The sequence below is a fragment of the Luteimonas sp. MC1782 genome, from assembly GCF_014164605.1.
Taxonomy (GTDB): Bacteria; Pseudomonadota; Gammaproteobacteria; order Xanthomonadales; family Xanthomonadaceae; genus Luteimonas.
On record NZ_JACJFT010000001.1, the window covers coordinates 1,633,013 to 1,658,317 of the forward strand.

Sequence of the window (25,305 nt, forward strand, 5' to 3'; positions counted from 1 at the left end):
GCTACAGCCCGCCGGCCGCCTGCGCCACCGCGCGGAACAGCGCGCGCCCCTTGTTCATCGTCTCCTCCCACTCCTTCACCGGGTCGGAGTCGTAGACGATGCCGGCGCCGGCCTGCACGTGCAGGCGGCCGTCCTGGATCACCGCGGTGCGGATGGCGATCGCGGTATCGGCGTCGCCGTGCCAGCCGATGTAGCCGATGCTGCCCGCGTACACGTTGCGCTTGACCGGCTCGAGCTCTCGGATGATCTCCAGCGCGCGGATCTTGGGCGCGCCGCTCACCGTGCCGGCGGGGAACGTGGCGCGCAGCACGTCGGTGTACGACAGGCCGTCGCGCAGTCGCCCGGTGACCTCGCTGACGATGTGCATGACGTGGCTGTAGCGCTCGATCACGAAGCGCTCGCCCATCTCCACCGTGCCCGGGCGCGCGACCTGGCCGACGTCGTTGCGGCCGAGGTCGATCAGCATCAGGTGCTCGGCGCGCTCCTTGGGGTCGGCCAGCAGCTCGGCCTCGAGCGCGGCGTCTTCTTCCGGCGTGGCGCCGCGCGGGCGGGTGCCGGCAATCGGGCGCACGGTGACCAGGTCGCCCTGCTGGCGCACCAGGATCTCCGGCGAGCTGCCCACCACCTGGGTGCCGCCGACGTCGAGGAAATACATGTACGGCGACGGGTTCAACGCGCGCAGCGCGCGGTAGACATCCACCGGGCGCGCGTGGAACGGCACCGACAGCCGCTGCGACAGCACCACCTGGAACACGTCGCCGGCGGCGATGTACTCCTGGCAGCGCTTCACCGCATCGATGAAGCCGTCACGGGTGAACCCGGAAACGAAATCCGCCTCGTCGAGTGCCGCCGGCTGCAGCATTTCGGGGTACGCCGCGCCGCCGCTGCGCAGGCGATGCACCAGCGCGTCGAGGCGACGGTTGGCACGTGCCAGCGCCTGCGGCTCGCGCGGGTCGGCGTGCACCACCAGGTACAGGCGGCCCTTGAGGTTGTCGAACACCGCGAGCTCGTCGGACTCCATCAGCAGGATGTCCGGCGTGCCGAGCTCGTCCGGCGTGTCGCCACCATCCAGGCGTTGCTCGACGTAGCCGATGCACTCGAAGCCGAACCAGCCCACCAGGCCGCCGGTGAACCCCGGCAGCCCGGCGATGCGCGGCACCGAATGCGCGGCGCGCAGGTGTTCGACTTCGGCGAATGGATCGGCGACCGCGCGCGTTTCCACCACCTCGCCGTGCTCGCGCACGCTGAGCACGTGGCCGTGGAAGGCGTACACGCGCGTCGCCGGCAGGCCGATGATGGAATAGCGGCCGAAGCGTTCGCCACCCTCCACCGACTCGAACAGGTAGGTATTGGGGCCGTCGGCCAGCTTCAGGTACACCGACAGCGGCGTGTCCAGGTCCGACAGTACTTCGCGCATCACCGGGATGCGGGTGTGGCCGGCATCGGCGTGGCGCTGGAATTCGTCGGGCGTCATGGTGTGCGCGACCTGTTCGCGGAGAGCAGCGGGCTGCCGTCCGGCAAGTGCATGCGCAGGCGCGCGGCGACGCATTCGACGCGGAAGTGCGTGCAGGTCACCGGCTCGCCATCCAGGTTCAGCGTGAGCGGCGCGTCGGAGGCCACCTCCACCCAGGGCAGGCGCGTGCGCACCGCGACGCGATCGAGCGCGGCGTGCCTGCCGTCGGCCAGCAGCGTGCCGAAGGTCGCCGCCACCTCGCCCTCGAGCGTGGGGACGATGGTCAGCTCGAGCAGGCCATCGTCGACCAGCGCATCGGGACACAGCGCCTGGCCACCGCCCGCCTGCGACCCGTTGCCAAGGCCGAGCGCGATGAAGTCGCCGCTCCATTCGAATCCGGGGCCCTTGAAGCGCGCGGAGACCGGATCGATGCGGCCGAGCTTGGCCATGCCGGTGACCACGTACGCGAGACCGCCGAGCAGCTTCTTCATGCCCTCGCTGGTTTCCACCGTGACATCCGTGCCGAACCCGCCGCTGGCCAGGTTTGCGGCCCAGTGCGCGCCGTCGTCGGCCTCGATGCGCAGCAGGTCGACCAGCGTGGCCGGCTGCTGCAGTGCCAGCATCATGGCGTCGAGCGGCGCGTCGGGGATCCCGGCCGCGCTCGCGAAGTCATTGGCGGTGCCCAACGGCACCAGCGCGATCGAGGGCAGCGCGTCGGCAGCGGCGTCGCGGCGCGCCAGTGCAGCCGCGACCTCGCTCAGCGTGCCGTCGCCACCGGCGGCGATGATCGTCGCCACGCCGTCGGCGATCGCTTCGGACACATGGCGCTCCGCATCACCCGCTTCCCACGTGACGCGCACGTCCAGCGCCACGCCGCGATCGCGGATCGCGGTGACCGCATCGCGCAGCGCGTCGTCGCCGGCCGACTTGCCGTTGAGCACCAGCCTCCAGCGCGGCGCGGCCATCAGGTCCCCGCGGCGGCGTGCGCGCGCATGCGCGCGATGACCTCGGCGTAATCCGGCTGGCTGAAGATCGCCGAGCCGGCGACGAAGGTGTCGGCACCGGCGGCGGCGATCGCGCCGATGTTGTCCGGCTTCACGCCGCCGTCGATCTCCAGGCGCACATCACGGCCGCTGGCATCGATGCGCGCGCGCACCGTGCGCAGCTTGTCGAGCGCGGAGGGAATGAAGGCCTGGCCGCCAAACCCCGGATTGACCGACATCAGCAGCACCAGGTCGAGTTCGTCGAGCACGTAATCGAGCACCTCGACCGGGGTCGCCGGATTCAGCACCAGCCCCGGCTGGCAGCCGGCAGCGCGGATCAGCTGGATCGTGCGGTGCACGTGCGAACTCGCTTCCGGGTGGAAGCTGATCAGCGTGGCGCCGGCCTCGGCGAAATCGCCGACGATGCGGTCCACCGGCGACACCATCAGGTGCACGTCGATCGGCGCGGTCACGCCATGCCTGCGCAGCGCGGAGCAGACCAGTGGGCCGATGGTCAGGTTGGGCACGTAATGGTTGTCCATCACGTCGAAGTGCACCCAGTCGGCGCCGGCGGCGAGCACGTTGTCGACCTCCTCGCCAAGGCGGGCGAAATCCGCCGAGAGGATCGAGGGGGCGATGACGGTCGGTTGCATGGCGGGTCCGGACGGGGGGAAGGATGCGGTGCGGCGACCGTCGCGGTCAGCGCGGTTTGCGCAGCGCGCGGATGCGGTCGTACGCGCCGTTGATCTCGCGTGCGCGGCGCTCGGCCTGGTCGCGCAGCTCCTCGGCGGCGCCGCCGAGACGGTCGGGGTGGTACTGCGCGATCAGCCGCCGGTAGGCGCGGTCGACATCGGCATCGCTGGCGTCCGGGCCCAGGCCCAGCACGCCATAGGCGTTGTCGGCCGGGCGCCGGAACCAGTCGCTGTCGAAGGCGTGGCCGATCAGCAGGCCGATCAGCCCGCCGGCCGGGTGGCGCAGCAGCAGCCAGCCGGCGATGAAGCCCAGGAGTTTTCCGTACCAGCGTTTCATGCGCGTGATTCTACCGTCCCCCGGCACCTCGACGCCGTCGTCGCTACAATGCCCGCCCGACGGCTGCGACCCGACACGATGGCAACGACCCTGCTCGAAGCCCGCCTCCCCGGCCTCAACCTGCTCCACCGCGGCAAGGTCCGCGATGTCTACGAGCTGCCTCCCGGCTCCGGCCCCGAGGCGTTCGGCCCGCTGTTGCTGATCGTGGCCAGCGATCGCCTGAGCGCGTTCGACGTGGTCCTGCCGGACCCGATCCCCGGCAAGGGCGAGATGCTCTGCCAGGTGTCCAACTTCTGGTTCGACAAGACCGAACACCTGATGCCGAACCACCTCACCGGCATCGACGTGGCCAGCGTGCTGCCGGCCGGCGTGGATCCGGCGCCCTACCTGCAGCGCTCGGTGGTGACGCGGCGCCTGAAGCCGGTGCCGGTGGAGGCCATCGCCCGCGGTTACCTGATCGGCAGCGGCTGGAACGACTACCGCCGCACCGGCCGCATCAGCGGCATCGCCCTGCCCGATGGCCTGCGCCAGGCCGAGCGCCTGCCGCAGCCGATCTTCACCCCGTCCACCAAGGCCGCCGCCGGCGACCACGACGAGAACATCGACTTCGACACCATGGTGCACAAGGTCGGCGCGGAGCTGGCCGAACAGGTGCGCGACGCCACGCTGCGGCTGTACGCCTTCGCCGCGGAGCATGCCGCCGGGCGCGGCATCATCCTCGCCGACACCAAGTTCGAATTCGGCACCGATGCCGACGGCCGCCTGTACGTGATGGACGAGATGCTCACGCCCGACTCGTCGCGCTACTGGCCGGCCGATGCCTACGAAGTCGGCACCAGCCCGCCGAGCTACGACAAGCAGTTCGTGCGCGACTGGCTGGAGGCCCAGGGCTGGGACAAGACCGCGCCCGGGCCGTCGCTGCCGGCGGACGTGATCGCCCGCACCCGCGACAAGTACGCCGAAGCGCTGCAGCGGCTGGCCGGGATCAGCATCGACGCCGCCGCCTAGGCGGTTGCCAGGCCTGCCGCGCGCACGGCGCCGGTGATGGCGTCGCGCGCGGCCTGCAGTCCGGGGCTGTCGTCGACCAGGCGCGCGCGGCGGTCCAGGGTGCAGGCAAGTCCCATTGCCACCAGCGTGGCGTGCGCAGCGGTCAGCCGCGCCGCGGTCGCCTCGTCCAGCAGAGCTCCTGCGCGGCACGCCGCGATCAGCTCGGGCGTGGCGCGCGGCACCAGCAGCGTCGGACGCGCGGCGGCATCGCGCAGCACCAGCGCCTGCAGCAGGAACTCCAGGTCCACCAGGCCGCCTTCGCCCTGCTTGAGATCGAAGCGGGCGGCACTGCCACGGTCGAGCTCGGCGCGCATGCGGGCGCGCATCGCCGCGACATCGGTGAACAGCACGGAAGGATCGCGTGGCCGCGCCAGCGCCGCGGTGCGCACGCGCTCGAACGCGGCGCACAGGCCGGCATCGCCGGATACGCAACGCGCGCGCACCAGCGCCTGGTGTTCCCAGGTCCAGGCGCGGGTGCGCTGGTATTCGCCGTAGCTGGCGAGCGAGGACACCAGCAGGCCGCTGGCGCCATCCGGGCGCAGGCGCACGTCGACCTCGTACAGGCGCCCGGCGCCAGTGCTGGTGCCGAGCAGCGCCACGACCTTCTGCGCCAGGCGCGCGAACCAGCGCCCGGCGTCCACGCTGCGCGCGCCGTCGGACTGGGCGCCTTCGGGCGCGTCGTACAGGAACACCAGGTCGAGGTCGGAGCCGATGCCGAGCTCCTCGCCGCCGAGGCTGCCGTAGCCGATCGCGGCGAAGCGCGCGCCGGCGATGTCGCCGTGCGCGGCCTGCATCTCGCGTCGCGCCAGCGCAACCACGACGCCGACGACCGCATCGGCCAGCCACGACAGCTGGCGGGTGCTGTCCGGCGCCGGCTGGCGGTCGTCGAGCGTGGCCAGCGCAATGCGGAAGCTGAGCGCCTGGCGGGTTTCGTTGAGCGCGAACAGCGCCGCCTCGATGTCGTCGCGCTGCAGCGCCACTCGGCAGGCGGCATCGAGTTGTTCGCGCCCGGGCAGCGGGCCTTCCACGCGCGCGTCGAGCAGCTCGTCGAGCAGCAGCGGGTGCGCGGCAACGCGCTCGGCGAGGAACGCGCTGCGCGTCACCAGGCCGGTGAGGCGCGCCAGCGCCGCAGGCTGTTCGTCGAGCAATGCCAGGTAGCTCGGGCGGCGCAGGATGTTGTGCAGCAGCGCCAGCAGGCGGCGCAGCGCCTGCAGCGGGCGGTCGGCGGGCGCCGTGGCCTGCAGCAGCAGCGGCATGACCCGGTCGAGGCGTGCGCGCGCGGCGTCGGACAGCTCGCGCACGCTGGGCGAGCGCGCGAAATCGCGCAGCGCGGCGTCGACCTCGGCGGCGTCGCCATAGCCGGCGGCGGCCAGCACATCGGCCGCGCCGGCATCGGGCAGCGCGCGCCAGTAGCCGGCGATGTCGCTGTCGACGCCGGGCTGCGCACGGCGCTGGGCGAGCAGCGCGTCGAATTCGGCGGCGACGCGCGCGCGATGCGCCTCGAGTTCCGCGGCAAGCGCCGGCCAGCTGTCATGGCCAAGTCCGCGCGCGACGCGCAGGCGGTCGAAGGCGTCATCCGGCAGGACGTGCGTCTGTGCATCGCGCAGCATCTGCAGGCGGTTCTCCACCCGGCGCAGGAACAGGTAGGCGTCCGCGAGATCGGCGGCCGCCTCCGGCGCGACCTGCCGCGCCGCGCACAGCGCCCCGAGCATCGGCAGCAGGCGCCGGCCGCGCAGCGCCGGCTCGTGGCCACCGCGGATCAGCTGCAGCGCCTGCACCAGGAATTCGATCTCGCGAATCCCGCCCGGGCCGCGCTTGATGTCGTCGGCCAGGTCCTTGCGCGCCACTTCGGCGGCGATCGCCTGCTTCATGTCGCGCAGGCCTTCGAGCGCTCCGTAATCAAGGTAGCGGCGGTAGACGAACGGCCGCAGCGTGGCCAGGAACGCTTCGCCGGCGGCGATGTCGCCGGCCACCGGCCGCGCCTTCTGCCAGGCGTAGCGTTCCCAGTCGCGGCCTTCGCGCTGGAAGTACAGCTCCATGGCCGCGAAGCTCAGCGCGATGCGCCCGGCGTTGCCGAACGGGCGCAGGCGCAGGTCGACGCGGTGGCAGAAGCCGTCGGCGGTCGGCGCGTCGAGCAGCCGTGCCAGCGCCTGGCCCAGGCGGGCAAAATAATCCTCCGCCGCCAATGGTCGCGCGCCATCGCTCTCGCCGCCCGCCGCGTAGGCATAGACCAGGTCTACGTCGGAGCTGAAGTTGAGCTCGCCGCCGCCAAGCTTGCCCAGCGCGTACACCACCAGCCGCACCACATGGCCGTCGCCATCCCGCACCAGGCCGTGCCGCTGTTCGAACTGCGCCTCCAGCGCCGCCAGCCCGAGCTGCAGGCAGTCCTCCGCCAGGCGGGTGCTGCCGGCCAGCGTGTCGCCGACCGCGTCCAGCCCGAGCACGTCACGCCACACCAGCCGCGCGGACTCGGCGGTCCGGTACCGGCGCAGCAGGGTCGGCCATTCGGCCTGGCCATCGGCGGGCAGGACCGGCAGCGGCAGCGCCGGCGCATCCTGCGCGTCCACCAGGCGCGCCAGCACCTCGGGTTGCCGGGCGAACACCTCGGCCGCAAAATCGCTGGCGATCGCCACGCGGCGCAAGGCATCGCCGCCGCGCGCGCCAAGCCCGTCCGGCAGGCGCGCCAGCAGTCGGTCGACATGGTCGCCCAGGCGCACGTCAGGAAGCATGTCGGAGACGGGGTTCACGCAGGGATTGTGGCATCGGCGCGGGATCGGACATACGAGAACCGGATCCGGCAGGCCATCGCCGGGGCACATGAGTGGTCACGGTCTTCGTACCCGGTGCCCCATGCCCAGGGAGATCACCATAAAAAAGCCCGAAGCGGCGAACCGCTTCGGGCCTTGCTCCCTCCCCCACGTCGGGTGCAGGTCGATCGTGAAGGAAGCGTTATGCAACTTGCACGCTGCGCTGCAAAATGAAACCGGGCAGTTCATGAATTGAAGACCGGCGACGGCTCAGCCTGACATGCGACGACCGAGGTCCCGGGCGATCTCGCGCGCGGCATTTCGCCCGGGCAAGCCGGTCACGCCACCTCCGGGATGCGTGCCGGACCCGCACAGGTACAGCCCCGGCAGCGCCCCGCGGTAGTTGCCCTGGCCGAGCAATGGCCGCGCCGCGAACAGCTGGTCGAGCCCCAGGCTGCCGTGGAAGATGTCGCCGCCCACCAGGCCGAAGCGGCGTTCGAGGTCGAGCGGTGACAGTGCTTCGTAGCCGAGCACGCTGGCGCGGAAGTTCGGCGCCTGCGCGTCCACGGTGTCGATCATCAGCCGCGCCACGGTGTCGCGGTGCGCGTCCCAGCCGCCGTCGACATCCGGGTTCACGTGCTGGCAGAACAGGCTGGCGACGTGCGCGCCAGGGGGCGCGAGGCTGGCGTCGAGCGTCGAGGAGATCACCAGCTCGACGATCGGCGCGCGCGCCCAGCCGGCGTTGTGCTCCCTGGAGCGGGCGTCGAAATAGGCCTGCTCGAAATAGCGCAGCGAGGGTCCGACCAGGATCCCGCTCTGGTGGTGCGGCTGCAGCGTGGTGCCCGGTGCCGCACTGAAGTCCGGCAGCTCCGACAGCGCCACGTTCATGCGGAACGTGCCCGAGCCGCAGCGGTAGCGGGCGATGCGCTCGGCGGTGTCGTCATCCAGGTGCTTGCGCGCGACCAGGCGCGTGTACAGCAGCTTCGGGTTGAGGCTGCTGGCGACCACGCGCGCGCGCAGCATGCGGCCATCGGCCAGCGCCACGCCGACCGCGCGGCCCTGCTCCACCAGCACCTCGGCGACCTCGGCATCGGTGTCCACCACCACGCCGCGCGCCGCGCACTCGGCCGCGATCGCATCGCTGATCGCGCCCATGCCGCCTATCGCGTGCCCCCAGGCGCCCTGCTTGCCGTTCACCTCGCCGAACACGTGGTGCAGCAGCACGTAGGCGCTGCCCGGCGTGTAGGGGCTGGCGAAGTTGCCGACCACCGAGTCCCAGCCCAGCGCCGCCTTCAAGGGTTCGGATTCGAACCAGGCGTCGAGCAGCTCGCCCGCGGATTTGGCGAACAGGTCGAGGAGGTCGCGGCGGCCGCGCATGTCCAGCGACTTCAGGCGCCGCGCCACGGTCAGCGACGCCATCCAGTCGGCCAGCACGAAACCGTCGGACACGTTGGGTGGCGTTTCCAGCATCAGCTGGCGCAGCACCACCACCACGCGGTCGAGCATGGCGTAGTACTCCGGCAGGCGTTCGGCGTCGCGCGGCGACCACTTCGCGACCTCGGCGGTGCCGTGTTCGCCGCCGAGGCGGAACGCGCGGCCATCGGGCAGCGGCAGGAAGTTGGAGTACGGCCGCTCGACCACGCGCAGGCCATGCGCGGCCAGGCGCAGGTCGGCGATGACGCGCGGGTTCAGCAGACTGACGGTGTAGCTGGCCACCGAGTTGCGGAAGCCGGGATGGAACTCCTCGGTGACCGCGGCGCCGCCGACGATGCCGCGGCGCTCCAGCACGCGCACCTTGAGCCCGGCGCCGGCAAGGTAGGCGGCGCAAACCAGGCCGTTGTGGCCGCCGCCGACGATCAGCACATCCTGCGCGTCGCGGGCCACGCCGGTCAGCCTCCGGTCAGCGCGCGTCGCGACGCGCTGCCCGCCGGCAGCGCCAACATCGCATCGACCTCGTCGGCCAGGCGCGAGGCGGCATCGGGCCGGCCCAGGGCCGCGGCGGCCGCGGCGGCGTTCGGCAGCGTGGTGGCGTCGGCCAACAGCAGGGCGAGGCGCCCGGCCAGCGCGGCGGCGGTGAAACCGTCCGGCTCGGGCATGCACCAGCCCGCGCCGAGCCGCGCCAGCGCTTCGGCATTGCCGCGCTGCTCCTCGCGCGAGCCGCCCTGCGGGATCGGCACGAAGATCGCCGGCCTGCCGACCACCAGCAGGTCGGCGATGGTGGTGGCGCCGGCACGGGTGAGCACGAGGTGCGCATCGTGCAGCCGCGCCGCCATGTCGTCGAAGAACGGCCGCACCTCGGCGTCGATCCCGGCCGCCTGCAGTCCGGCGGCCACGCTGGCCGCATCGTCGCCGCGGTACTGCAGCGCCACCCGGATGCGCCGGCGCAGGGCTTCAGGCAGCGCCAGCAGGGCCGCCGGCACCACGCGCCCGAACACCGCGGCGCCCTGGCTGCCGCCGACCACCAGCAGGCGCAGCGGCGCCGGGGCATCGAGCGACGGATAGGGCGCGCCGGCGGCGGCGAGGATCTCGGCGCGCACCGGGTTGCCGGTTTCCACCACGCGCCCGACGTCGATGCCGGCAACGCCCGGGAACGACGTCGCCACGCGCGTGGCGAAACGCAGCAGCTGGCGGTTAGCCATGCTCAACCGCGTGCCCTGCTCGTGCAGCAGCAGCGGGAGGCCCAGGCTGCGCGCGGCGAGCGCCGGCGCGAAACTTGGATAGCCGCCGAAGCCCGCGAGCAGGCGCACGCCGCGGCGCTTCATGTCGGCGCGTGCGGCCAGCGTGGCACGCGCGATCACCGTCGCCGCGGCCAGCTTGCCGCCGATGCCGCCGGCCAGGCTGCGCGCCGGCAGCACCACGTGCGGCAGTCCCTCAAGGGCGCGGGTGAACTGCGCGCCGCGACGCTCGGTATAGATGACGACCTCATGGCCACGCGCCAGCAGTTCGCGCGCCAGCGCCTCGGCAGGAAACAGGTGGCCGCCGGTACCACCGGCAGCAAGGCCGACAGCGGCGCGACGCGGCGCATTGTGCGGATCGGGCATCGGATGCGGGATGTGGAGCGGGTGCAGACTATAGCTTCAGTGTGCCGGCTCCGGTGCCTTCCCGCGCAGCTTGCCGAACAGCGTGACCGCGCCCAGCACCAGCGCGCCGGCAACGATGCCGACCAGCGCATTGCACAGCGCGCTGACGATCGCACCGAGCCAGCCGTCCGGCCCGAGGGCCTCGACCGCGTGATGCAGCACGGGGATCGAGTGCACGAGGATGCCGCCGCCGACCAGGAACATCGCCGCGGTGCCGAGGACCGACAGGGTCTTCATCAGCCAGGGGGTGGCGTACAGCAGGCCGCGCCCCACCATGCAGGCGACCTTGCCGGGCTTGCGGGTCAGCCACAGGCCGACGTCGTCGAGCTTCACGATGCCTGCGACCAGCCCGTAGACGCCGAAGGTCATGGCCAGCGCGATCGCCACCAGCACCAGCACCTGCTGCAGCAGCGGCTGCCCGGCCACCACGCCGAGCGAGAGCACGATGATCTCGGCCGACAGGATGAAGTCGGTGCGGATCGCACCCCGGATCTTCTCCTTTTCGCTGGCGAGCACGTCCGCCTCGTTCGGCGCGGCGGCGGCCTTGGCCAAGACGGCTTCGGCGCGACGCTGCAGATCCTTGCGCGGCGGCGGCGCTTCGTCCTTGTGCAGGAACTTGTGGGCCAGCTTTTCCACGCCCTCGTAACAGAGGTAGGCGCCGCCGATCATCATCAGCGGCGTGACCAGCCACGGCAGCCACAGGCTGATCGCGAGCGCCGCAGGCACCAGGATCGCCTTGTTGAGCATCGACCCCTTGAACACCGCGAACACGACGGGCAACTCGCGGTGCGCGCGCACCCCGGCCACCTGCTGTGCGTTCAACGCCAGGTCGTCGCCAAGCACGCCGGCGGTCTTCTTGGCGGCCACCTTGGTGAGGATCGAGACGTCATCGAGGATCGTGGCGATGTCGTCGAGCAGCAGGAGCAGTGAACCACCGGCCATCGTGCATTCCGAGCGGGGAAAGGACGGAATTGTGTCATTGCCCGGGGAAGACCGGATGACGGGGAGCGCGACGCGGCTATGACGCGGATATGACGCGGGGTGCCGGGTACCAAGGCCCTTGAGGGCTCATGTCCCCCGGCGACGGCCTTGCGGCCATCGCCTCCTCCTTGACTTCCCCCTCAAGGGCCTTGGCACCCGGTGCGCCGCAGTACGCGGTGGTTTGAAAGCACTCCCCGCGATCCCGCGCATGGTCCCTAACTGGCAGCCGCCACAGAGCCCCGAAGTGGCCGTGAGGCCTTCGCGGGGAAGTCAAGGAGGAGGCATCCGCCGCCAGGCGGATGCCGGGGGACATGAGCCGCGAAGGCCTCACGGCCACCAGAGGGCCACCACAGGACCACCACAAAAAAAGCCCCCGCATCTCTGCGGGGGCTTTCGTTTCGCGGGTCTTGCGTGGGGTGTGGTTTAGAAGCCCATGCCGCCCATGCCGCCCATGTCGCCGCCGCCCTGCATGGCCGGCTCGTCCTTCTTCGGCAGCTCCGCCACCATCGCTTCGGTGGTGATCATCAGGCCGGCGATCGAGGCCGCGTTCTGCAGCGCCGAACGGGTGACCTTGGTCGGGTCCAGGATGCCGAACGCGATCATGTCGCCGTATTCGCCGGTCTGCGCGTTGTAGCCGTAGTTGCCGGTGCCGTCCTTGACCTTGTTCAGCACCACGCTCGGCTCTTCACCGCAGTTGGTGACGATCTCGCGCAGCGGGGCTTCCATGGCGCGCAGGGCGATCACGATGCCGTGGTTCTGGTCTTCGTTGGCACCCTTCAGCTCGCCGATGGCCTGCAGCGCGCGCACCAGCGCAACGCCGCCGCCCGGGACCACCCCTTCTTCCACAGCAGCGCGCGTGGCGTGCAGGGCGTCTTCGACGCGGGCCTTCTTTTCCTTCATCTCGATCTCGGTCGAGGCACCGACCTTGATCACCGCCACGCCGCCGGCCAGCTTGGCAACGCGCTCCTGCAGCTTTTCCTTGTCGTAGTCGGAGGACGTGTCCTCGATCTGCGCCTTGATCTGCTTGATGCGGCCTTCGATGCCCGACGATTCGCCGGCGCCGTCGATGATCGTGGTGTTCTCCTTGGAGACCTGGATCTTCTTCGCGCGGCCGAGGTCCTTGATGGTCGCCTTCTCGAGCGAGAGGCCGACTTCCTCGGAGATCACGGTGCCGCCGGTCAGGATGGCCATGTCTTCCAGCATCGCCTTGCGACGGTCGCCGAAGCCCGGCGCCTTGACGGCCACGACCTTCACGATGCCGCGGATGGTGTTGACGACCAGCGTGGCCAGGGCCTCGCCTTCGACTTCCTCGGCGACGATCAGCAGCGGCTTGCCCGACTTGGCCACGCCTTCCAGGACCGGGAGCAGGTCACGGACATTGGAGATCTTCTTGTCGTGCAGCAGGATGAACGGGTCATCCAGGTCCGCCGACATCGACTGCTGGTTGTTGATGAAGTACGGCGACAGGTAGCCGCGGTCGAACTGCATGCCCTCGACGACGTCGAGCTCGTTGTCGAGGCCCGAGCCTTCCTCAACGGTGATCACGCCTTCCTTGCCGACCTTCTTCATCGCGTCGGCGATGATCGTGCCGATCGACTCGTCGGAGTTGGCCGAGATCGTGCCGACCTGGGCGATCGCCTTGTCGTCGGCGGTGGGCTTGGACATGGCCTTCAGCTCGGCGACGGCGGCCTTGACGGCCTGGTCGATGCCGCGCTTGAGGTCCATCGGGTTCATGCCGGCGGCGACCGCCTTGGAACCCTCGCGGATCAGCGCCTGCGCCAGCACGGTCGCGGTGGTGGTGCCGTCACCGGCGTTGTCGGAGGTCTTGGACGCGACTTCCTTCACCATCTGCGCGCCCATGTTCTCGAACTTGTCGGCGAGCTCGATCTCCTTGGCGACGGACACGCCGTCCTTGGTGATCGTGGGGGCGCCGTAGCTCTTCTCGAGCACGACATTGCGGCCCTTCGGGCCGAGGGTTGCCTTGACGGCATTGGCGAGAATGTTGACGCCGCGCACCATCTTTGCGCGCGCGTCCTCACCGAAACGGATTTCCTTGGCGGACATTGGAATTACCTCGAATTGGGATCAGGGGTGGAAGAAGGGTGGCGCGGGGCTCAGCCGAGGACGGCGAGGATGTCGTCTTCGCGCACGATCTTGTATTCGACGCCTTCCAGCTTGTAGGCGGAGCCCGAGTACTGGCCGTAGATGACCTTGTCGCCGACCTTGACCTTCGGCGCGCGCAGGCTGCCGTTGTCGAGGGCCTTGCCTTCGCCGACGGCGACGACTTCGCCCTTGGTGGGCTTTTCCTTGGCGTTGTCCGGGATCAGGATGCCGCCGGCGGAGACTTCGTCGGCTTCGATGGGCTTGATGACCACGCGGTCATAGAGCGGCTTCAGGTTCATGGCGATCCTCACAAGTTGTTGATTGGGTTGAATAAACAGGGGTAACGGGCGCGAATTCTAGCAGTCGGCCCTGCCGAGTGCCAAAACCCTGGCCGCGAAAACCCGGCAAGGCCGGGATGCACGGAAGATGGGGCGGGAGAGGCCCGGATCAAGGGCTGGCGAACAAAAGATGCGCCGCGGCGCAGGATCCTTCGCTCAAAAACGCCAGGCGGCCACGAGCATGGTCTCGCCGTCGTTGGGCGAGTCGAGGCTGGCGTTGGAGATGTGGCGCACCAGCAGCGAGAAGCGTTCCCAGCGCCAGCCGCCGGTGGTGATGAACTGCACATCGCCCGACAGCGCATCGGTCTCGCCCGCTTGCCCGCCGACGCCGGCGCCCAGCGTCAGGCCGTTGTCGGTGCGCTCGTAGCGCAGGCCGACATGACCCACCACCACGCTCTCATCGAGATCCCGGCCCACGACGTGGCCACGCCCGTCGACCAGCACCGCACCGGCCTCGGCACGCAGCACCGCGTTTGACATGCGCCGAAGTTCCGGCAGCCAGGCCACGGAGGCGACCGCCGTGAACTCGCGGTCGGTGGTGTTGGACGCGCCGAGCGCGACCTCGACGTCGGGCGACTCGCGGGCGGGCGCGAGGCCGGGGGCAAGGCCCAGCAAGACGAGGGCAAGGCCGGCGCAGGCCCTGGAAACGGGGAGCGGAAGCGGCATCGATCGGACTGAATGCGGGGGAAGGCACACGATACGGGGCGGGCGTCACGCTTGCGTGCAGGCGGATGGAATGCTGCGTCCAGCGCACTGTGGCAACCGTCATATGCGCGGGGTACCCTCGCCGGCTTCACAAGGGGAGTCACCTATGCGTCGTTCCACACTGGCGGTCCGCTGCGCGATCGCGCTGGCCGCGTTCGCGGCACTTCCGGCAAATGCCGATGTCTTCGTCAACGAGATCCACTACGACAACGCCGGCACCGACGCAGGCGAGGCGATCGAGATCGTCGCCAGCGCGGGCGAAAGCCTGGCCGGCTACCAGGTCGTGCTCTACAACGGCAGCAACAACAGCAGCTACTCCACGACCCCGGTGCCCGCGGGCAACCTGGTCGCGTGCGGCGGCCAGGTGCGGCTGGCCACCATCAACTATCCGCTGGACGGCCTGCAGAACGGATCGCCGGACGGCATCGCCCTGGTCGACCCGCAGGGCAACGTGGTCCAGTTCCTGAGCTACGAAGGCACGATGACCGCCCTCAACGGTCCGGCCGCCGGCCTGACCAGCACCGACATCGGCGTGGCCGAGGCCAGCACCGCCCCGCTCGGCACGTCGCTGCAGCTCGGCGGCACCGGCAACGCCTATGCCGACTTCAGCTGGGCCGACTCGGCCACGCAGACCTTCGGTACCTGCAACAACGACCAGTCCTTCGGCGAAGCCGGCAATGCCGCGCCGCGCGTCACCACCACCTTCCCGGTCGACGGCGGCACCGACTTCCCGTACGCCGCGGACCTCAGCGTGACCTTCAGCGAGCCGGTGGTCGCCCAGGCCGGCGCGTTCGTGCTGGCCTGCGACGGCCTGCGCCGCCAGCGCCTCGACCTCGACCATGTCGCGCAGGCGACCACCTTCGCGCTCACGCCGGCCAGGCCGCTTGTGCCCGGCCAGGCGTGCTCGCTGCTGGTCGACGCGACGCACATCGCCGACCTCGACGGCGCCGCGCCTGAAGCCGATACCGCAGTGTCGTTCAAGGTGAAGCTGCCGCGCGGCGGCGGCAACGGCGGCGAGGGCTACTACGGCCTGGTGAACACCTCCAGCCCCGGCCAGCTGCGCTGCTCGCTGCATGCGACCATCAAGGGCCACGTGGCCTATCCGTACAGCGGCAGCGGCACCAGCACCTGGACGATCCTCGAGATCGCCGACGAGGACCCGAACGACGCCGGCAAGATCCTCGACGTCTACCGCAACCGCAGCTACACCAAGGGCACCGACCGCGCCGGCAGCGGCGGCAGCAACAAGTACAACCGCGAACACACCTGGCCGAACTCGCTGGGCTTCCCCGCCACCACCGGCAACCTGGGCTTCCCCAACGCGCCCTACACCGACGCACACATGCTGTACCTGAGCGACGAGGGCTACAACTCGAACCGCGGCAACATGCCGTTCGACAACTGCACCCAGGCGTCGGGCTGTGCCGAGCGCGTCACCGAGGCCAACAATGGCCGTGGTGGCGGCAGCGGCACGTATCCCGGCAATTCGAACTGGTTCAAGGGGCCGAACGGCAACCAGGGCTCGTTCGAAGCCTGGGGTGCGCGCAAGGGCGACATGGCGCGCGCGGTGCTGTACATGGCGATCCGCTACGAAGGCGGCACGCACCCGACCAACAACCAGGCCGAACCCGACCTCGAGCTCACCGACAACCGCAGCCTGATCGTGGGCACGTCGTCGTCGCCGGCCTACATGGGCATGCTGTCCACCCTGCTCGACTGGCACGCCGGCGATCCGCCGGATGACGCCGAGCGCGCGCGCAACGAAGTGGTCGCCGCGTACCAGGGCAACCGCAACCCGTTCATCGACCACCCGGAGTGGGCGAGCAACGCGTTGTTCACCTCCACCACGCCGACCGTCTGCGAACTCGGCACGCCCACGCCCGTCACCCCGCGCAACCCGAAGCTGCGCCCGCCGTACCGCCCGGCCACCACGGCCACGCCGCCGAAGGCGGCCGCTGCGCCGGTGAAGGTGTCGGCACCGGCGATCCGGCGCGCTGTGCGCTGAGGCAAGGTTCCACCTGCGAGGCCGGCCGGGGTTGCCGGCCCTCGCATGGCATGCCGGCGGCAACCGCCGGCCTGCCCGATGCACCGGGCCTGCGGAACTGAGTGTCCCAGGGCCTGCCGATCCCGATGCTCCGCCTGTCCGCGGGCCACGTCTCCGCTACCCTAGGCTGCCCTTCCCGCAGCTGGCGCACGTTGAACGTCCACTCCCTCATGTCTGCCGCAGGCTGGCGCCGCACCTGCCTGGCGCTCGCCCTGCTTGTCCTGCCATGCGCGGCCATTGCCGCCGTCGACGTCGACGACCTGTTGCCGGTCGACGAGGCCTTCGTGCTGCGCGCCGAGGCGACCGACGCGGGGCGCATCGAACTCGCCTGGACGATCGCCGACGGCTATTACCTGTACCGCCACCGCATGGGCGCCGAACCGCTCGACGCCGGCTTTGACGTGGATGCCCGCGGCCTGCAGCTGCCGGCCGGGCGCCGGCACACCGACGAATTCTTTGGCGAGGTCGAAACCTACCGTGGCCGCGTGGCAGCGGTGCTCACCGGACAGGCCGGCACTGCCGGCAGCACGCGCCTGAAGGTGCGCTACCAGGGCTGCGCCGACCTCGGCGTCTGCTATCCGCCACAGACACGCACGGTCACCGTGGCGCTGCCGGGGTCGCGATCACCGGCGGCACCCGACGCCGGCTTTGCCGCGCTCGGCCGCACGCTTGGCGGTGGCACCGCGCAGGCCGGCGCTGCGGCCCGGCCGCTGGGAGGCAAGGCCGACGCCTTGCCGCTGCCGCAGGAGCAGGCCTTCGCGTTCGAGGCGATCGCCGGCGACGGCAACACCGTGCTGATGCGCTTCACCCCGGCACCCGGTTATTACCTGTACCGCGACCGCAGCAGTTTCCAGCTGCACGCCGACGGCATCACGCCCGCAGCCCCGCGCTGGCCGCGCGGCGTGTCGCACCACGACGAACACTTCGGCGACGTGGTGGTTTATTTCGACCAGGTCGATGTGCCGCTGCCACTGCTGCGCACACATGGCGAAGCCCGCCAGGCCACCCTGACCGCCACATTCCAGGGCTGCCAGGACGAGGGCATCTGCTACCCGCCGATGACGCGCAGCGTGCGCCTGTCGCTGCCCGCCGGGACGGTTACGCCGGCATCGCCCCTGGCGGCGACGCCGATCGCGTCGCCAGGCGCCGCCACGCCGCCCGCTGCCGCGCCCCCCGAGGGAAGTTCCAGCGGCGCCGGCGCTCCCGCCGCCGGGCCAGGCGACACCGCGGCGGGCACGCTGTCCACCAGCGGCGGTCTTGACGACCCGGCCGCGGAGCCGGGCGCGCCCGCGTCCAGCGCGGATGCCGCCGGCGACAACGCCGCGCGCAGCACGCCACCGGCCACGGCGGCCACCGGCGTGCTGGCCGCGCTGCTGCTGGCACTCGTCGGCGGCCTGCTGCTCAACGTCATGCCTTGCGTGCTGCCCATCCTGTCGCTGAAGGTGCTGGGGATCGCGCAGACCGGTGCCGACCGCGGCGCGGCGCGGCGCCACGCGCTCTGGTACACCGCCGGCGTGCTGTCCGCGTTTGCGGTGATCGGCCTGCTGGTGATCGCGCTGCGCGCCGCGGGCCAGGCGCTGGGCTGGGGGTTCCAGCTGCAGCAGCCGGGCTTCGTGGCCGCGCTGGTCCTGCTGATGGCCGCGGTCGGACTGAGCCTGTCGGGCGTGTTCACCATCGGTGGCAGTGCCAACCTGGGTCGCGGCCTGGCGACGCGCAGCGGGCCGCTGGGCGACTTCTTCACCGGCGTGCTGGCCTGCGTGGTGGCCAGCCCCTGCATCGCGCCGTTCATGGGCGGCGCGCTCGCGTTCGCGTTTGCCGCGCCCACCGTGGTGGCACTGGCCGTGTTCCTGGCGCTCGGCCTCGGGCTGGCGCTGCCGTTCCTGCTGGTCGGCTTCGTGCCGGGGCTGGCGGAGCGGCTGCCGAAGCCCGGCGCCTGGATGGAGACGCTGAAGCAGGTGCTGGCGTTCCCGATGTACCTGACCGCGATCTGGCTGGCCTGGGTGCTCGGCAAGCAGCGCGGCGTCGACGCGATGGCGCTGGTGGCGATCGGCGTGGCGTTGATGGCGCTCGCCCTGTGGTGGTTCGAGCGCGCGCGCATGCGCGGTGGCTGGCGGCGCCTGCCCGCGCTCGCCCTGTTGCTGGTGGCGCTCGCCCCGGTGTGGCTGGTCACCCGCATGCCGCCGCCCGACCGCGCGCCGCAGCAGGCCGGCGAGGCCACCGTCGCCTACTCCGCCGCGCGCCTGCAGGCGCTGCGCGACGAAGGGCGCGTGGTGTTCGTGAACATGACCGCCGACTGGTGCGTGACCTGCAAGGCCAACGAACGCGGCACGCTGTCCAGCGCCGCGTTCCGCGACGCGCTGCAGCGCGCCGGCGCCACCTACATGGTCGGCGACTGGACCAACGTGGATCCGGAGATCAGCGCGTTCCTGGCCGCGCACCGCGCGGTCGGCGTGCCGCTGTACGTGGTGTACCCGCGCGGCGGCGGGGCGGGCGAGGTGCTGCCGGCGGTGCTGGACCGCAGCAGCACGGTGGCCGCGATCGAACGGGCGGCACGCTGATGCGCACGCGCACCGTGGTGCTGGCGGCGCTGGCCGCGGGCGTGCTGGGGATCGTCGCCGGCCTGGCCGTGAACGGCCCGGGCCCACTGCTGCGCACCGAGTTCGGGCAGCGCGCGCTCCAGGGTGCGATGACGGCCGTCGCGCCGCTTGCGCCTGACGGACTGCAGGTCGCGGTCCGCGGTGAGCCGGTGCCCGCGCTCACCCTGCCCGGCCTGGATGGCAGCCCGATCCTCATCCCGGACCACGCAGCCGGCCGCCCCCTGCTGGTCAACCTGTGGGCCAGCTGGTGTGGCCCCTGCATCGAGGAAATGCCGGAACTGGAACGCTTCGCCGTCGAACAGGGTGCCAATGGCGTGCAAGTGATCGGAATCGCGCTCGACGACCAAAACGCCGTGGAGGACTTTCTCACGCGCATCCCGGTGAGCTACCCGATCGCCATCGATATCCCCGGGCCGCGCGACGCCGGGGTGCAGCTGGGCAACCCGCGGGGCGTGCTGCCGTACACGGTGCTGATCGGGTCCGATGGACGCCTGCTGAAACAGCGCATCGGCCCATTCACGCATGGCGAAATCAGCGGCTGGGCGAAGCCCTGAGCGCAGCGACTCAAACGGTCGCTTAAAACAGCCATATTTGGCGCAACTTCTGCGATCTGGACACGATCGGACGCTTGGCGCAGACTGGCCGCCGTTTTGGCCACAGGCCGTGCGGCAACGAATGGGCAAGCTCCTCGTCCTCCATGGACCCAACCTCAACCTGCTCGGCAGCCGCGAGCCGGAGATCTATGGCCGCGACACGCTGGCGACGATCGACGCCGCGCTGCGCGCCCGGGTGGAGGCGGCCGGGCACGCGTTCGAGAGCCTGCAGTCCAACGCCGAGCACGTGCTGGTCGAGCGCGTCCAGGCCGCCGCCGGGGACGGCACCGGCTTCCTGCTGGTCAATCCCGCCGCCTTCACCCATACCTCGGTGGCCCTGCGCGACGCTCTGGCCGCGGTCGCCCTGCCCTTCATCGAGGTGCACCTGTCCAACCCGCATGCCCGCGAGCCGTTCCGGCGCCAGAGCTACTTCAGCGACCTGGCCGTCGGCGTGGTCTGCGGCTTTGGTGCCACCAGTTACGCGCTCGCCCTGGATGCGGCCCTGCCGCGCCTTGGCAGCACGCCCTGACCTTCCACACCCCATTCCCATCGCCTGCGCACCTGCGCGGACACCACCAGACGAGGCCCGCATGGACCTGAGAAAAATCAAGAAGCTGATCGACCTGCTCGAGGAATCCAACCTCGCCGAGATCGAGATCAAGGAGGGCGAGGAGTCGGTGCGCCTGGCCCGCATCCCGCGCGGCACGGCGGCGATGTCCGCGCCGGCACCTGCGGACTACCACCGCGGCCCGGCAATGCCGATGCAGTCGCCGGTCGAGGCCGCGACCGGCGGTCGCCCGGGTGCAGCCGAGCCGAGCGGGCCGGCCTTGCCTGACGGCCACGTCGTGCGCTCGCCGATGGTCGGCACCTTCTACTCGTCGCCGGCGCCCGACAAGCCGGCCTTCGTCACCGTGGGCCAGGCGGTCAAGGCCGGCGAGACGCTGGGCATCATCGAGGCGATGAAGATGTTCAACCCGATCGAGGCCGACGTCGCAGGCACCGTGCTCGCCGTGCTCGGCGAGAGCGGCCAGCCGGTCGAGTTCGACCAGCCGCTGTTTGTGATCGGCTGAGGCGCGGACCATGCTCGACAAGGTCGTCATCGCCAACCGCGGCGAGATCGCGCTACGCATCCTGCGCGCCTGCCATGCGCTCGGCATCCGCACGGTCGCGGTGCACTCCACCGTCGACCGCAACCTCAAGCACGTGGCGATGGCCGATGAATCGGTGTGCATCGGGCCGGCGCCATCGCAGCAGAGCTACCTCGACATGGCCAGCATCATCGCCGCCGCCGAGGTCACCGATGCGCAGGCGATCCACCCCGGCTACGGCTTCCTCGCAGAGAACGCGGACTTCGCCGAGCGCGTCGAGCAGTCCGGCTTCGTGTTCATCGGCCCGCGGGCGGAGACCATCCGCCTGATGGGCGACAAGGTGGAGGCGATCCGCGCCATGCAGGAGGCCGGCGTGCCTTGCGTGCCCGGCAGCGGCGGCCCGCTGGGCGACGAGCCGGATGCCAACGTCAAGATCGGCCGCCAGATCGGCTACCCGGTGATCGTGAAGGCCTCCGGCGGTGGCGGCGGGCGCGGCATGCGCGTGGTGCATACCGAAGCCGCGCTGCTCACCGCCATCCAGACCACCAAGGCCGAGGCCAAGGCCGCGTTCGGCAACGACATGGTCTACATGGAGAAATTCCTGGAAAACCCGCGCCACGTGGAGATCCAGGTGCTGGCCGACGGCCAGGGCAACGCCATCCACCTCGGCGAACGCGACTGCTCGATGCAGCGCCGCCACCAGAAGGTGGTCGAGGAAGCGCCGGCGCCGGGCATCACGCCGGAGCAGCGCGCCGGGATCGGCAAGGTGTGCGTCGAGGCCTGCATCCGCATCGGCTACCGCGGCGCGGGCACGTTCGAGTTCCTGTACGAGGACGGGCGCTTCTACTTCATCGAGATGAACACCCGCATCCAGGTGGAGCACCCGGTCACCGAGATGGTCACCGGCATCGACCTGATCCGCGAACAGCTGCTGATCGCGTCCGGCCGGCCGCTGTCGATCCGCCAGGAGGACGTGGTGCTCAACGGCCATGCCATCGAGTGCCGCATCAACGCCGAGGACCCGGACAGCTTCCTGCCCTCGCCCGGACTGATCCAGCACTTCCACGCCCCGGGCGGGCCGGGCGTGCGCGTGGACTCGCACATCTACGAGGGCTATCGCGTGCCCGCCAACTACGACTCGATGATCGGCAAGCTGATCGTGCACGGCGCGACGCGCGAGCAGGCGATCTGCCGCATGCGCGTGGCGCTGTCGGAGATGGTGGTCGATGGCATCAAGACCAACATCGCGCTGCAGCAGCGCATCCTCGCCGACCGCGGCTTCGAGGATGGTGGACAGAACATCCACTACCTCGAGAAGCGGCTGTCCGAGCGCAAGGACATGGCGCTCTCGATCCTGTGATGCGCGCGAGGGGCGGCCACCGCCCCTCGCTCCGCCGGCGCACCCTGCGCCGGCGAACGTGGTAGACCCGCCCTTTTCTCGCATATGCTCGGACGCTCGTCGGACCGGGGGGGCCGGCATCACGTGCAAGGGAGAGAGAACCGATGCGTCTTTGCAGGAAGAACGTCCTACCCGTCGTGATCGGCGGTCTGCTGGCGGCCGGCATGGCCGGCACCACCGCCACCGCGCTCGCGCAGTCGCAGGCGCGCACTGCGATCGCCAAGCCCGCGGCGGGCGATGTCCACGCCAGGCCATGGGCCGCGGCCGGCGGCGACATCGGCATCCGCTGGAACACCGACCTCGCCGCCGACCTCGGCATCCGCATACGTCCCGCATCGGTGCTCGGCACGCGCGCCGGCGACGGCTCCGAACGTTTCGCGCTGCAGCCGTTCTCCCAGCTGCGCTTCAACGTGGTCAACGGCTATGCACGCGAGATGACCGGCGGCGCGTTGCAGGCGCGCGGCGGCTACACGCTTGAAGTGCGCGACGGCAGCATCGACCTCGACGGCTTCCGCCTGGTGCCGCGCAAGGTCGCGGCGGGTGCCGAGCCGGAGTTCGACCTGGTCGGTGCCGACGGCGTAGCCTGGTTCCACGTCGACCGCGTGATGCACGAGCTGCTCGACGACCCCGCGGCCCTCACCATCGGCTCGTCCGACATCATGATCAGCGAGCGGCTGGCCAGGCGGATCGGCGCGCCGTACGCCGCCGGCTGGCCGATCGGCGAGGTGCAGCTCGACGCCACCGTGCAGGTGCGCGGCAGCGGCGGTACGCGCCCGCAGGCCAATTACATCACCTGGCATGGCGCCCCGGCCCCGGACGGCGGCATCTACCAGAACGACCTGTTCATGAGGGACACCACGCTGTACTACACCCGCTGCCAGGGCTGCAGCGGCCCGAACGGCAATGGCCAGGTGGTGTTCACGCCGTCGTCGACGCTGAAGAACAACGTCAACGAAGGCAACATCGCCGCCACCGTGCCCGGCGACCCGCTCGGCACCAGCAGCGCGCGCTGGACCGCCACCATCCCGTGGTACCAGAAGTTCACCGCGCCCTCGCCGCCGTACCAGAACGACCAGCACCCCTACCTCATCTGGAACATGTACCGCACCAACGCCGACGGCAGCATCGAGCAGATCGGCCGCTCCGGCGTGAAGCAGGCCTACCTGACCACCAACGGCAGCTGCCTGGACAGCGGTGACCACCACGGCCATGCCCTCGGCCGCGGCTGCACCGACACCTACTCGGCCGGCAACAACGATTACACCCAGGGCCTGTCGCCGCGCAGCGAGATCGTGCCGTCCAGCGGGCTGTGGGGCCGCTGCGGCTCGACCTTCGACCCCGACTGCAATGGCGTGATGGACACCGGCCCCGGCGACCAGTACTGGGAGCGCATGGTGGTGCGTGAATCGCAGATCGCGCCGACGCTGCATCCGGGCGCGACCTGGATGTACGAGTCCTGGTACCTCGCGCGCGAGGACATCAACATCTACAACTCGATGTCCTCGCGCGCGGTCACGCCGTCCTGGACGGGCTCCACCTGGAACGCCAGCAACGGCAGCGAACGCCTGGGTCCGGCGATCGACCGCTGGTTCGCGCAGGGCCAGGCGCCGACCAACCCGCGCAACCCCAAGCTGGGGGCGAGGTTCGAGCGCACGCTCATGACCGAACTCGTGACCGAGGCATCGCGCGCCAAGGTGGCGGTGAAGGCCAAGCGCCTGCCGAGCGGTCTGTGGCAGTACCACTACGCGGTGATGAATTTCGAGTTCGCGTTCGCCGAGATCACCGGCACCAACCCGAACATCCGCGTGTCCAACAGCCAGGGCTTCGATGGCTTCTCGCTGGCCACCAGCGCCGGCGCCCAGGTGTCGGGCACGGTGTTCCGCGACGGCGACACCAACGCCGGCAATGACTGGCAGTTTGCCACCGGCGCCAACCTGATCGGCTGGAGCGATGCGTCCGGCGGCAACTCGCTGTCCTGGGGCGTGCTGCATTCGTTCACGCTGATGTCCACCAAGGCCCCGGCAAACGGCGTCGCCACCCTGCGCGCCGACGGTGCCACGCGACCGCGCAGCTTCCAGGTCGCCACCCTGGTGCCCGGAACCTGAGGCACTGGCCGGCCCGGGCGATCCCGGGCCGGCTTCCACGCCGGCAAGGCCGTACCATGCTCGCCCCAGGTCACGGTGGCGTGCGATGCCCTTCCTCGAACTGACCCTGCGCTGCCGCGAATCCGAGCAGGCCCGCTACGAACACGCGCTCGACGACGTCGGCGCGCTGGCGGTGACCATGCTCGATGCCGATGCCGGCACCAGCAACGAACACGCCATCCTCGAGCCCGGCGTCGGCGAGACGCCGCTGTGGGACGACATCAGCCTGACCGCGCTGTTCGCGCACGATGCCGACGCGCTGCTGCTGCTCGCCGCGCTGGAAAGCTTCGACCCGGAGCTGGACTGGGCACGCGTGGCGTTCCGACGCGTCGAGGACCAGGACTGGGAGCGCGCGTGGATGGACCAGTACGAACCGCTGCGCTTTGGCGAGCGCACCTGGATCGTGCCCTGGAACCGCGAACTGCCGGACGATGCCGCCGGCGCCGACGCCGCGGTGGTGCGCCTGGACCCCGGCCTGGCGTTCGGCTCCGGCACCCACCCGACCACCGCGCTGTGCCTGCGCTGGCTGGACGGGCTGGCCGCGGAAGGCGTACTCGCCGGCGCGCGCGTGCTCGATTTCGGCTGTGGCAGCGGCATCCTCGCGCTCGCCGCGCTGAAGCTGGGCGCGGCCCACGCCACCGGCATCGACAACGACCCGCAGGCGCTGCTCGCCACGCACGACAACGCCGCGCGCAACGGCGTCGCCGCGCGCCTGGCGGTGTTCGCGCCGGGCGACGCGCCGGCCGGCACCTGGCCGGTGCTGGTGGCCAACATCCTCGCCTCCGCGCTCGATGCGCTGGCCGACACCATCGCCGCACGCGTGGCGCCGGGTGGCCGACTGGCGCTGTCGGGCATCCTCGACGGCCAGCAGGACGCGCTGCTCGCGCGCTACGGCGCCTGGTTCGACGCACTCGACGTGACCATCGACGGCGACTGGGTGCGCATCGACGGCGTGCGCCGCGGCGACGCCTGAG

20 protein-coding genes are annotated in these 25,305 nt (G+C 70.8%); 9 read left to right on the forward strand and 11 right to left on the reverse strand.

Annotation, left to right across the window (positions count from 1 at the left end):
• Position 1 precedes the first annotated feature (1 nt).
• From trpE to H5368_RS07660, 4 genes are read right to left on the reverse strand one after another with little or no spacing between them, the layout of a single operon-like run.
• On the reverse strand, positions 2-1,474 hold the full coding sequence (gene trpE, locus H5368_RS07645) for an anthranilate synthase component I (protein ID WP_182822954.1): 1,473 nt from the start codon (positions 1,472-1,474) through the stop codon (positions 2-4).
• Complete coding sequence (gene yegS, locus H5368_RS07650; protein ID WP_182822957.1) at positions 1,471-2,418, reverse strand: lipid kinase YegS; 948 nt, start codon at positions 2,416-2,418, stop codon at positions 1,471-1,473. Before yegS ends, trpE begins: the two co-directional genes overlap by 4 nt.
• Complete coding sequence (gene rpe / locus H5368_RS07655) at positions 2,418-3,089, reverse strand: ribulose-phosphate 3-epimerase (protein WP_182822959.1); 672 nt, start codon at positions 3,087-3,089, stop codon at positions 2,418-2,420. The genes yegS and rpe overlap by 1 nt, the downstream gene beginning before the upstream one ends.
• 46 nt (positions 3,090-3,135) lie before the next feature.
• Entirely contained in the window at positions 3,136-3,465 is a 330-nt protein-coding gene (locus tag H5368_RS07660) for a DnaJ domain-containing protein (protein ID WP_182822961.1), read from the reverse strand.
• Between the two features lie 78 nt (positions 3,466-3,543).
• On the opposite strand from H5368_RS07660, the gene H5368_RS07665 reads away from it, so the two are divergent.
• Positions 3,544-4,473: a phosphoribosylaminoimidazolesuccinocarboxamide synthase gene (locus H5368_RS07665; RefSeq protein ID WP_182822963.1), complete on the forward strand. Its 930-nt coding sequence runs from the start codon at positions 3,544-3,546 to the stop codon at positions 4,471-4,473.
• Here the strand turns inward: H5368_RS07665 and glnE are convergent.
• The 7 genes from glnE to H5368_RS07700 form a co-directional block, all read right to left on the reverse strand.
• Positions 4,470-7,241, reverse strand: a complete 2,772-nt coding sequence (gene glnE, locus H5368_RS07670) for a bifunctional [glutamate--ammonia ligase]-adenylyl-L-tyrosine phosphorylase/[glutamate--ammonia-ligase] adenylyltransferase (RefSeq protein WP_182823882.1) — start codon at positions 7,239-7,241, stop codon at positions 4,470-4,472. The genes H5368_RS07665 and glnE overlap by 4 nt on opposite strands.
• A gap of 288 nt (positions 7,242-7,529) precedes the next feature.
• On the reverse strand, positions 7,530-9,143 hold the full coding sequence (locus tag H5368_RS07675) for an NAD(P)/FAD-dependent oxidoreductase (RefSeq protein ID WP_182822965.1): 1,614 nt from the start codon (positions 9,141-9,143) through the stop codon (positions 7,530-7,532).
• Positions 9,144-9,148: 5 nt separating this feature from the next.
• The gene (locus H5368_RS07680; RefSeq protein WP_182822967.1) at positions 9,149-10,300 is read right to left on the reverse strand and encodes a UDP-N-acetylglucosamine--N-acetylmuramyl-(pentapeptide) pyrophosphoryl-undecaprenol N-acetylglucosamine transferase; all 1,152 of its coding nucleotides are present in this window, start codon (positions 10,298-10,300) and stop codon (positions 9,149-9,151) included.
• A gap of 36 nt (positions 10,301-10,336) precedes the next feature.
• Entirely contained in the window at positions 10,337-11,281 is a 945-nt protein-coding gene (locus H5368_RS07685; RefSeq protein ID WP_182822969.1) for a DUF808 domain-containing protein, read from the reverse strand.
• A 462-nt stretch (positions 11,282-11,743) separates the two neighbouring features.
• A complete protein-coding gene (gene groL, locus H5368_RS07690) occupies positions 11,744-13,384 on the reverse strand; it encodes a chaperonin GroEL (RefSeq protein WP_182822971.1) in 1,641 nt (546 codons plus the stop codon).
• A gap of 50 nt (positions 13,385-13,434) precedes the next feature.
• Positions 13,435-13,722 (reverse strand): co-chaperone GroES, encoded by a 288-nt coding sequence (locus H5368_RS07695; RefSeq protein WP_182822973.1) that lies wholly within the window; start codon positions 13,720-13,722, stop codon positions 13,435-13,437.
• Positions 13,723-13,917: 195 nt separating this feature from the next.
• The gene (locus H5368_RS07700; RefSeq protein ID WP_182822976.1) at positions 13,918-14,376 is read right to left on the reverse strand and encodes an acyloxyacyl hydrolase; all 459 of its coding nucleotides are present in this window, start codon (positions 14,374-14,376) and stop codon (positions 13,918-13,920) included.
• Between the two features lie 196 nt (positions 14,377-14,572).
• On the opposite strand from H5368_RS07700, the gene H5368_RS07705 reads away from it, so the two are divergent.
• From H5368_RS07705 to prmA, 8 genes are all read left to right on the forward strand, one after another.
• The gene (locus tag H5368_RS07705; protein ID WP_182822978.1) at positions 14,573-16,471 is read left to right on the forward strand and encodes an endonuclease; all 1,899 of its coding nucleotides are present in this window, start codon (positions 14,573-14,575) and stop codon (positions 16,469-16,471) included.
• A gap of 209 nt (positions 16,472-16,680) precedes the next feature.
• Positions 16,681-19,068 carry a protein-disulfide reductase DsbD gene (locus H5368_RS07710; RefSeq protein ID WP_182822980.1) on the forward strand — a complete coding sequence of 796 codons (2,388 nt, stop codon included), beginning with the start codon at positions 16,681-16,683 and terminating at the stop codon, positions 19,066-19,068.
• Entirely contained in the window at positions 19,068-19,661 is a 594-nt protein-coding gene (locus H5368_RS07715) for a TlpA disulfide reductase family protein (protein WP_182822982.1), read from the forward strand. Before H5368_RS07710 ends, H5368_RS07715 begins: the two co-directional genes overlap by 1 nt.
• Positions 19,662-19,782: 121 nt before the next feature.
• The gene (aroQ, locus tag H5368_RS07720; protein WP_182822984.1) at positions 19,783-20,229 is read left to right on the forward strand and encodes a type II 3-dehydroquinate dehydratase; all 447 of its coding nucleotides are present in this window, start codon (positions 19,783-19,785) and stop codon (positions 20,227-20,229) included.
• Between the two features lie 61 nt (positions 20,230-20,290).
• Entirely contained in the window at positions 20,291-20,770 is a 480-nt protein-coding gene (gene accB, locus H5368_RS07725) for an acetyl-CoA carboxylase biotin carboxyl carrier protein (RefSeq protein ID WP_182822986.1), read from the forward strand.
• Between the two features lie 10 nt (positions 20,771-20,780).
• The gene (accC, locus tag H5368_RS07730) at positions 20,781-22,148 is read left to right on the forward strand and encodes an acetyl-CoA carboxylase biotin carboxylase subunit (RefSeq protein WP_182822988.1); all 1,368 of its coding nucleotides are present in this window, start codon (positions 20,781-20,783) and stop codon (positions 22,146-22,148) included.
• Positions 22,149-22,291: 143 nt separating this feature from the next.
• Positions 22,292-24,292, forward strand: coding sequence for a hypothetical protein (locus H5368_RS07735; protein WP_182822990.1), 2,001 nt, complete (start codon positions 22,292-22,294; stop codon positions 24,290-24,292).
• An 85-nt stretch (positions 24,293-24,377) separates the two neighbouring features.
• Positions 24,378-25,304 carry a 50S ribosomal protein L11 methyltransferase gene (prmA, locus tag H5368_RS07740; RefSeq protein ID WP_182822992.1) on the forward strand — a complete coding sequence of 309 codons (927 nt, stop codon included), beginning with the start codon at positions 24,378-24,380 and terminating at the stop codon, positions 25,302-25,304.
• Position 25,305: the final 1 nt, after the last annotated feature.

What these genes read in the sequence shown, in the direction of transcription:
- trpE (WP_182822954.1), bottom strand. Translation starts at nt 1,474, where the DNA reads ATGACGCCCGACGAATTCCAGCGCCACGCCGATGCCGGCCACACCCGC.
- yegS (WP_182822957.1), bottom strand. Translation starts at nt 2,418, where the DNA reads ATGGCCGCGCCGCGCTGGAGGCTGGTGCTCAACGGCAAGTCGGCCGGC.
- rpe (WP_182822959.1), bottom strand. Translation starts at nt 3,089, where the DNA reads ATGCAACCGACCGTCATCGCCCCCTCGATCCTCTCGGCGGATTTCGCC.
- H5368_RS07660 (WP_182822961.1), bottom strand. Translation starts at nt 3,465, where the DNA reads ATGAAACGCTGGTACGGAAAACTCCTGGGCTTCATCGCCGGCTGGCTG.
- H5368_RS07665 (WP_182822963.1), top strand. Translation starts at nt 3,544, where the DNA reads ATGGCAACGACCCTGCTCGAAGCCCGCCTCCCCGGCCTCAACCTGCTC.
- glnE (WP_182823882.1), bottom strand. Translation starts at nt 7,241, where the DNA reads ATGCTTCCTGACGTGCGCCTGGGCGACCATGTCGACCGACTGCTGGCG.
- H5368_RS07680 (WP_182822967.1), bottom strand. Translation starts at nt 10,300, where the DNA reads ATGCCCGATCCGCACAATGCGCCGCGTCGCGCCGCTGTCGGCCTTGCT.
- H5368_RS07685 (WP_182822969.1), bottom strand. Translation starts at nt 11,281, where the DNA reads ATGGCCGGTGGTTCACTGCTCCTGCTGCTCGACGACATCGCCACGATC.
- groL (WP_182822971.1), bottom strand. Translation starts at nt 13,384, where the DNA reads ATGTCCGCCAAGGAAATCCGTTTCGGTGAGGACGCGCGCGCAAAGATG.
- H5368_RS07695 (WP_182822973.1), bottom strand. Translation starts at nt 13,722, where the DNA reads ATGAACCTGAAGCCGCTCTATGACCGCGTGGTCATCAAGCCCATCGAA.
- H5368_RS07705 (WP_182822978.1), top strand. Translation starts at nt 14,573, where the DNA reads ATGCGTCGTTCCACACTGGCGGTCCGCTGCGCGATCGCGCTGGCCGCG.
- H5368_RS07710 (WP_182822980.1), top strand. Translation starts at nt 16,681, where the DNA reads ATGTCTGCCGCAGGCTGGCGCCGCACCTGCCTGGCGCTCGCCCTGCTT.
- H5368_RS07715 (WP_182822982.1), top strand. Translation starts at nt 19,068, where the DNA reads ATGCGCACGCGCACCGTGGTGCTGGCGGCGCTGGCCGCGGGCGTGCTG.
- aroQ (WP_182822984.1), top strand. Translation starts at nt 19,783, where the DNA reads ATGGGCAAGCTCCTCGTCCTCCATGGACCCAACCTCAACCTGCTCGGC.
- accB (WP_182822986.1), top strand. Translation starts at nt 20,291, where the DNA reads ATGGACCTGAGAAAAATCAAGAAGCTGATCGACCTGCTCGAGGAATCC.
- accC (WP_182822988.1), top strand. Translation starts at nt 20,781, where the DNA reads ATGCTCGACAAGGTCGTCATCGCCAACCGCGGCGAGATCGCGCTACGC.
- H5368_RS07735 (WP_182822990.1), top strand. Translation starts at nt 22,292, where the DNA reads ATGCGTCTTTGCAGGAAGAACGTCCTACCCGTCGTGATCGGCGGTCTG.
- prmA (WP_182822992.1), top strand. Translation starts at nt 24,378, where the DNA reads ATGCCCTTCCTCGAACTGACCCTGCGCTGCCGCGAATCCGAGCAGGCC.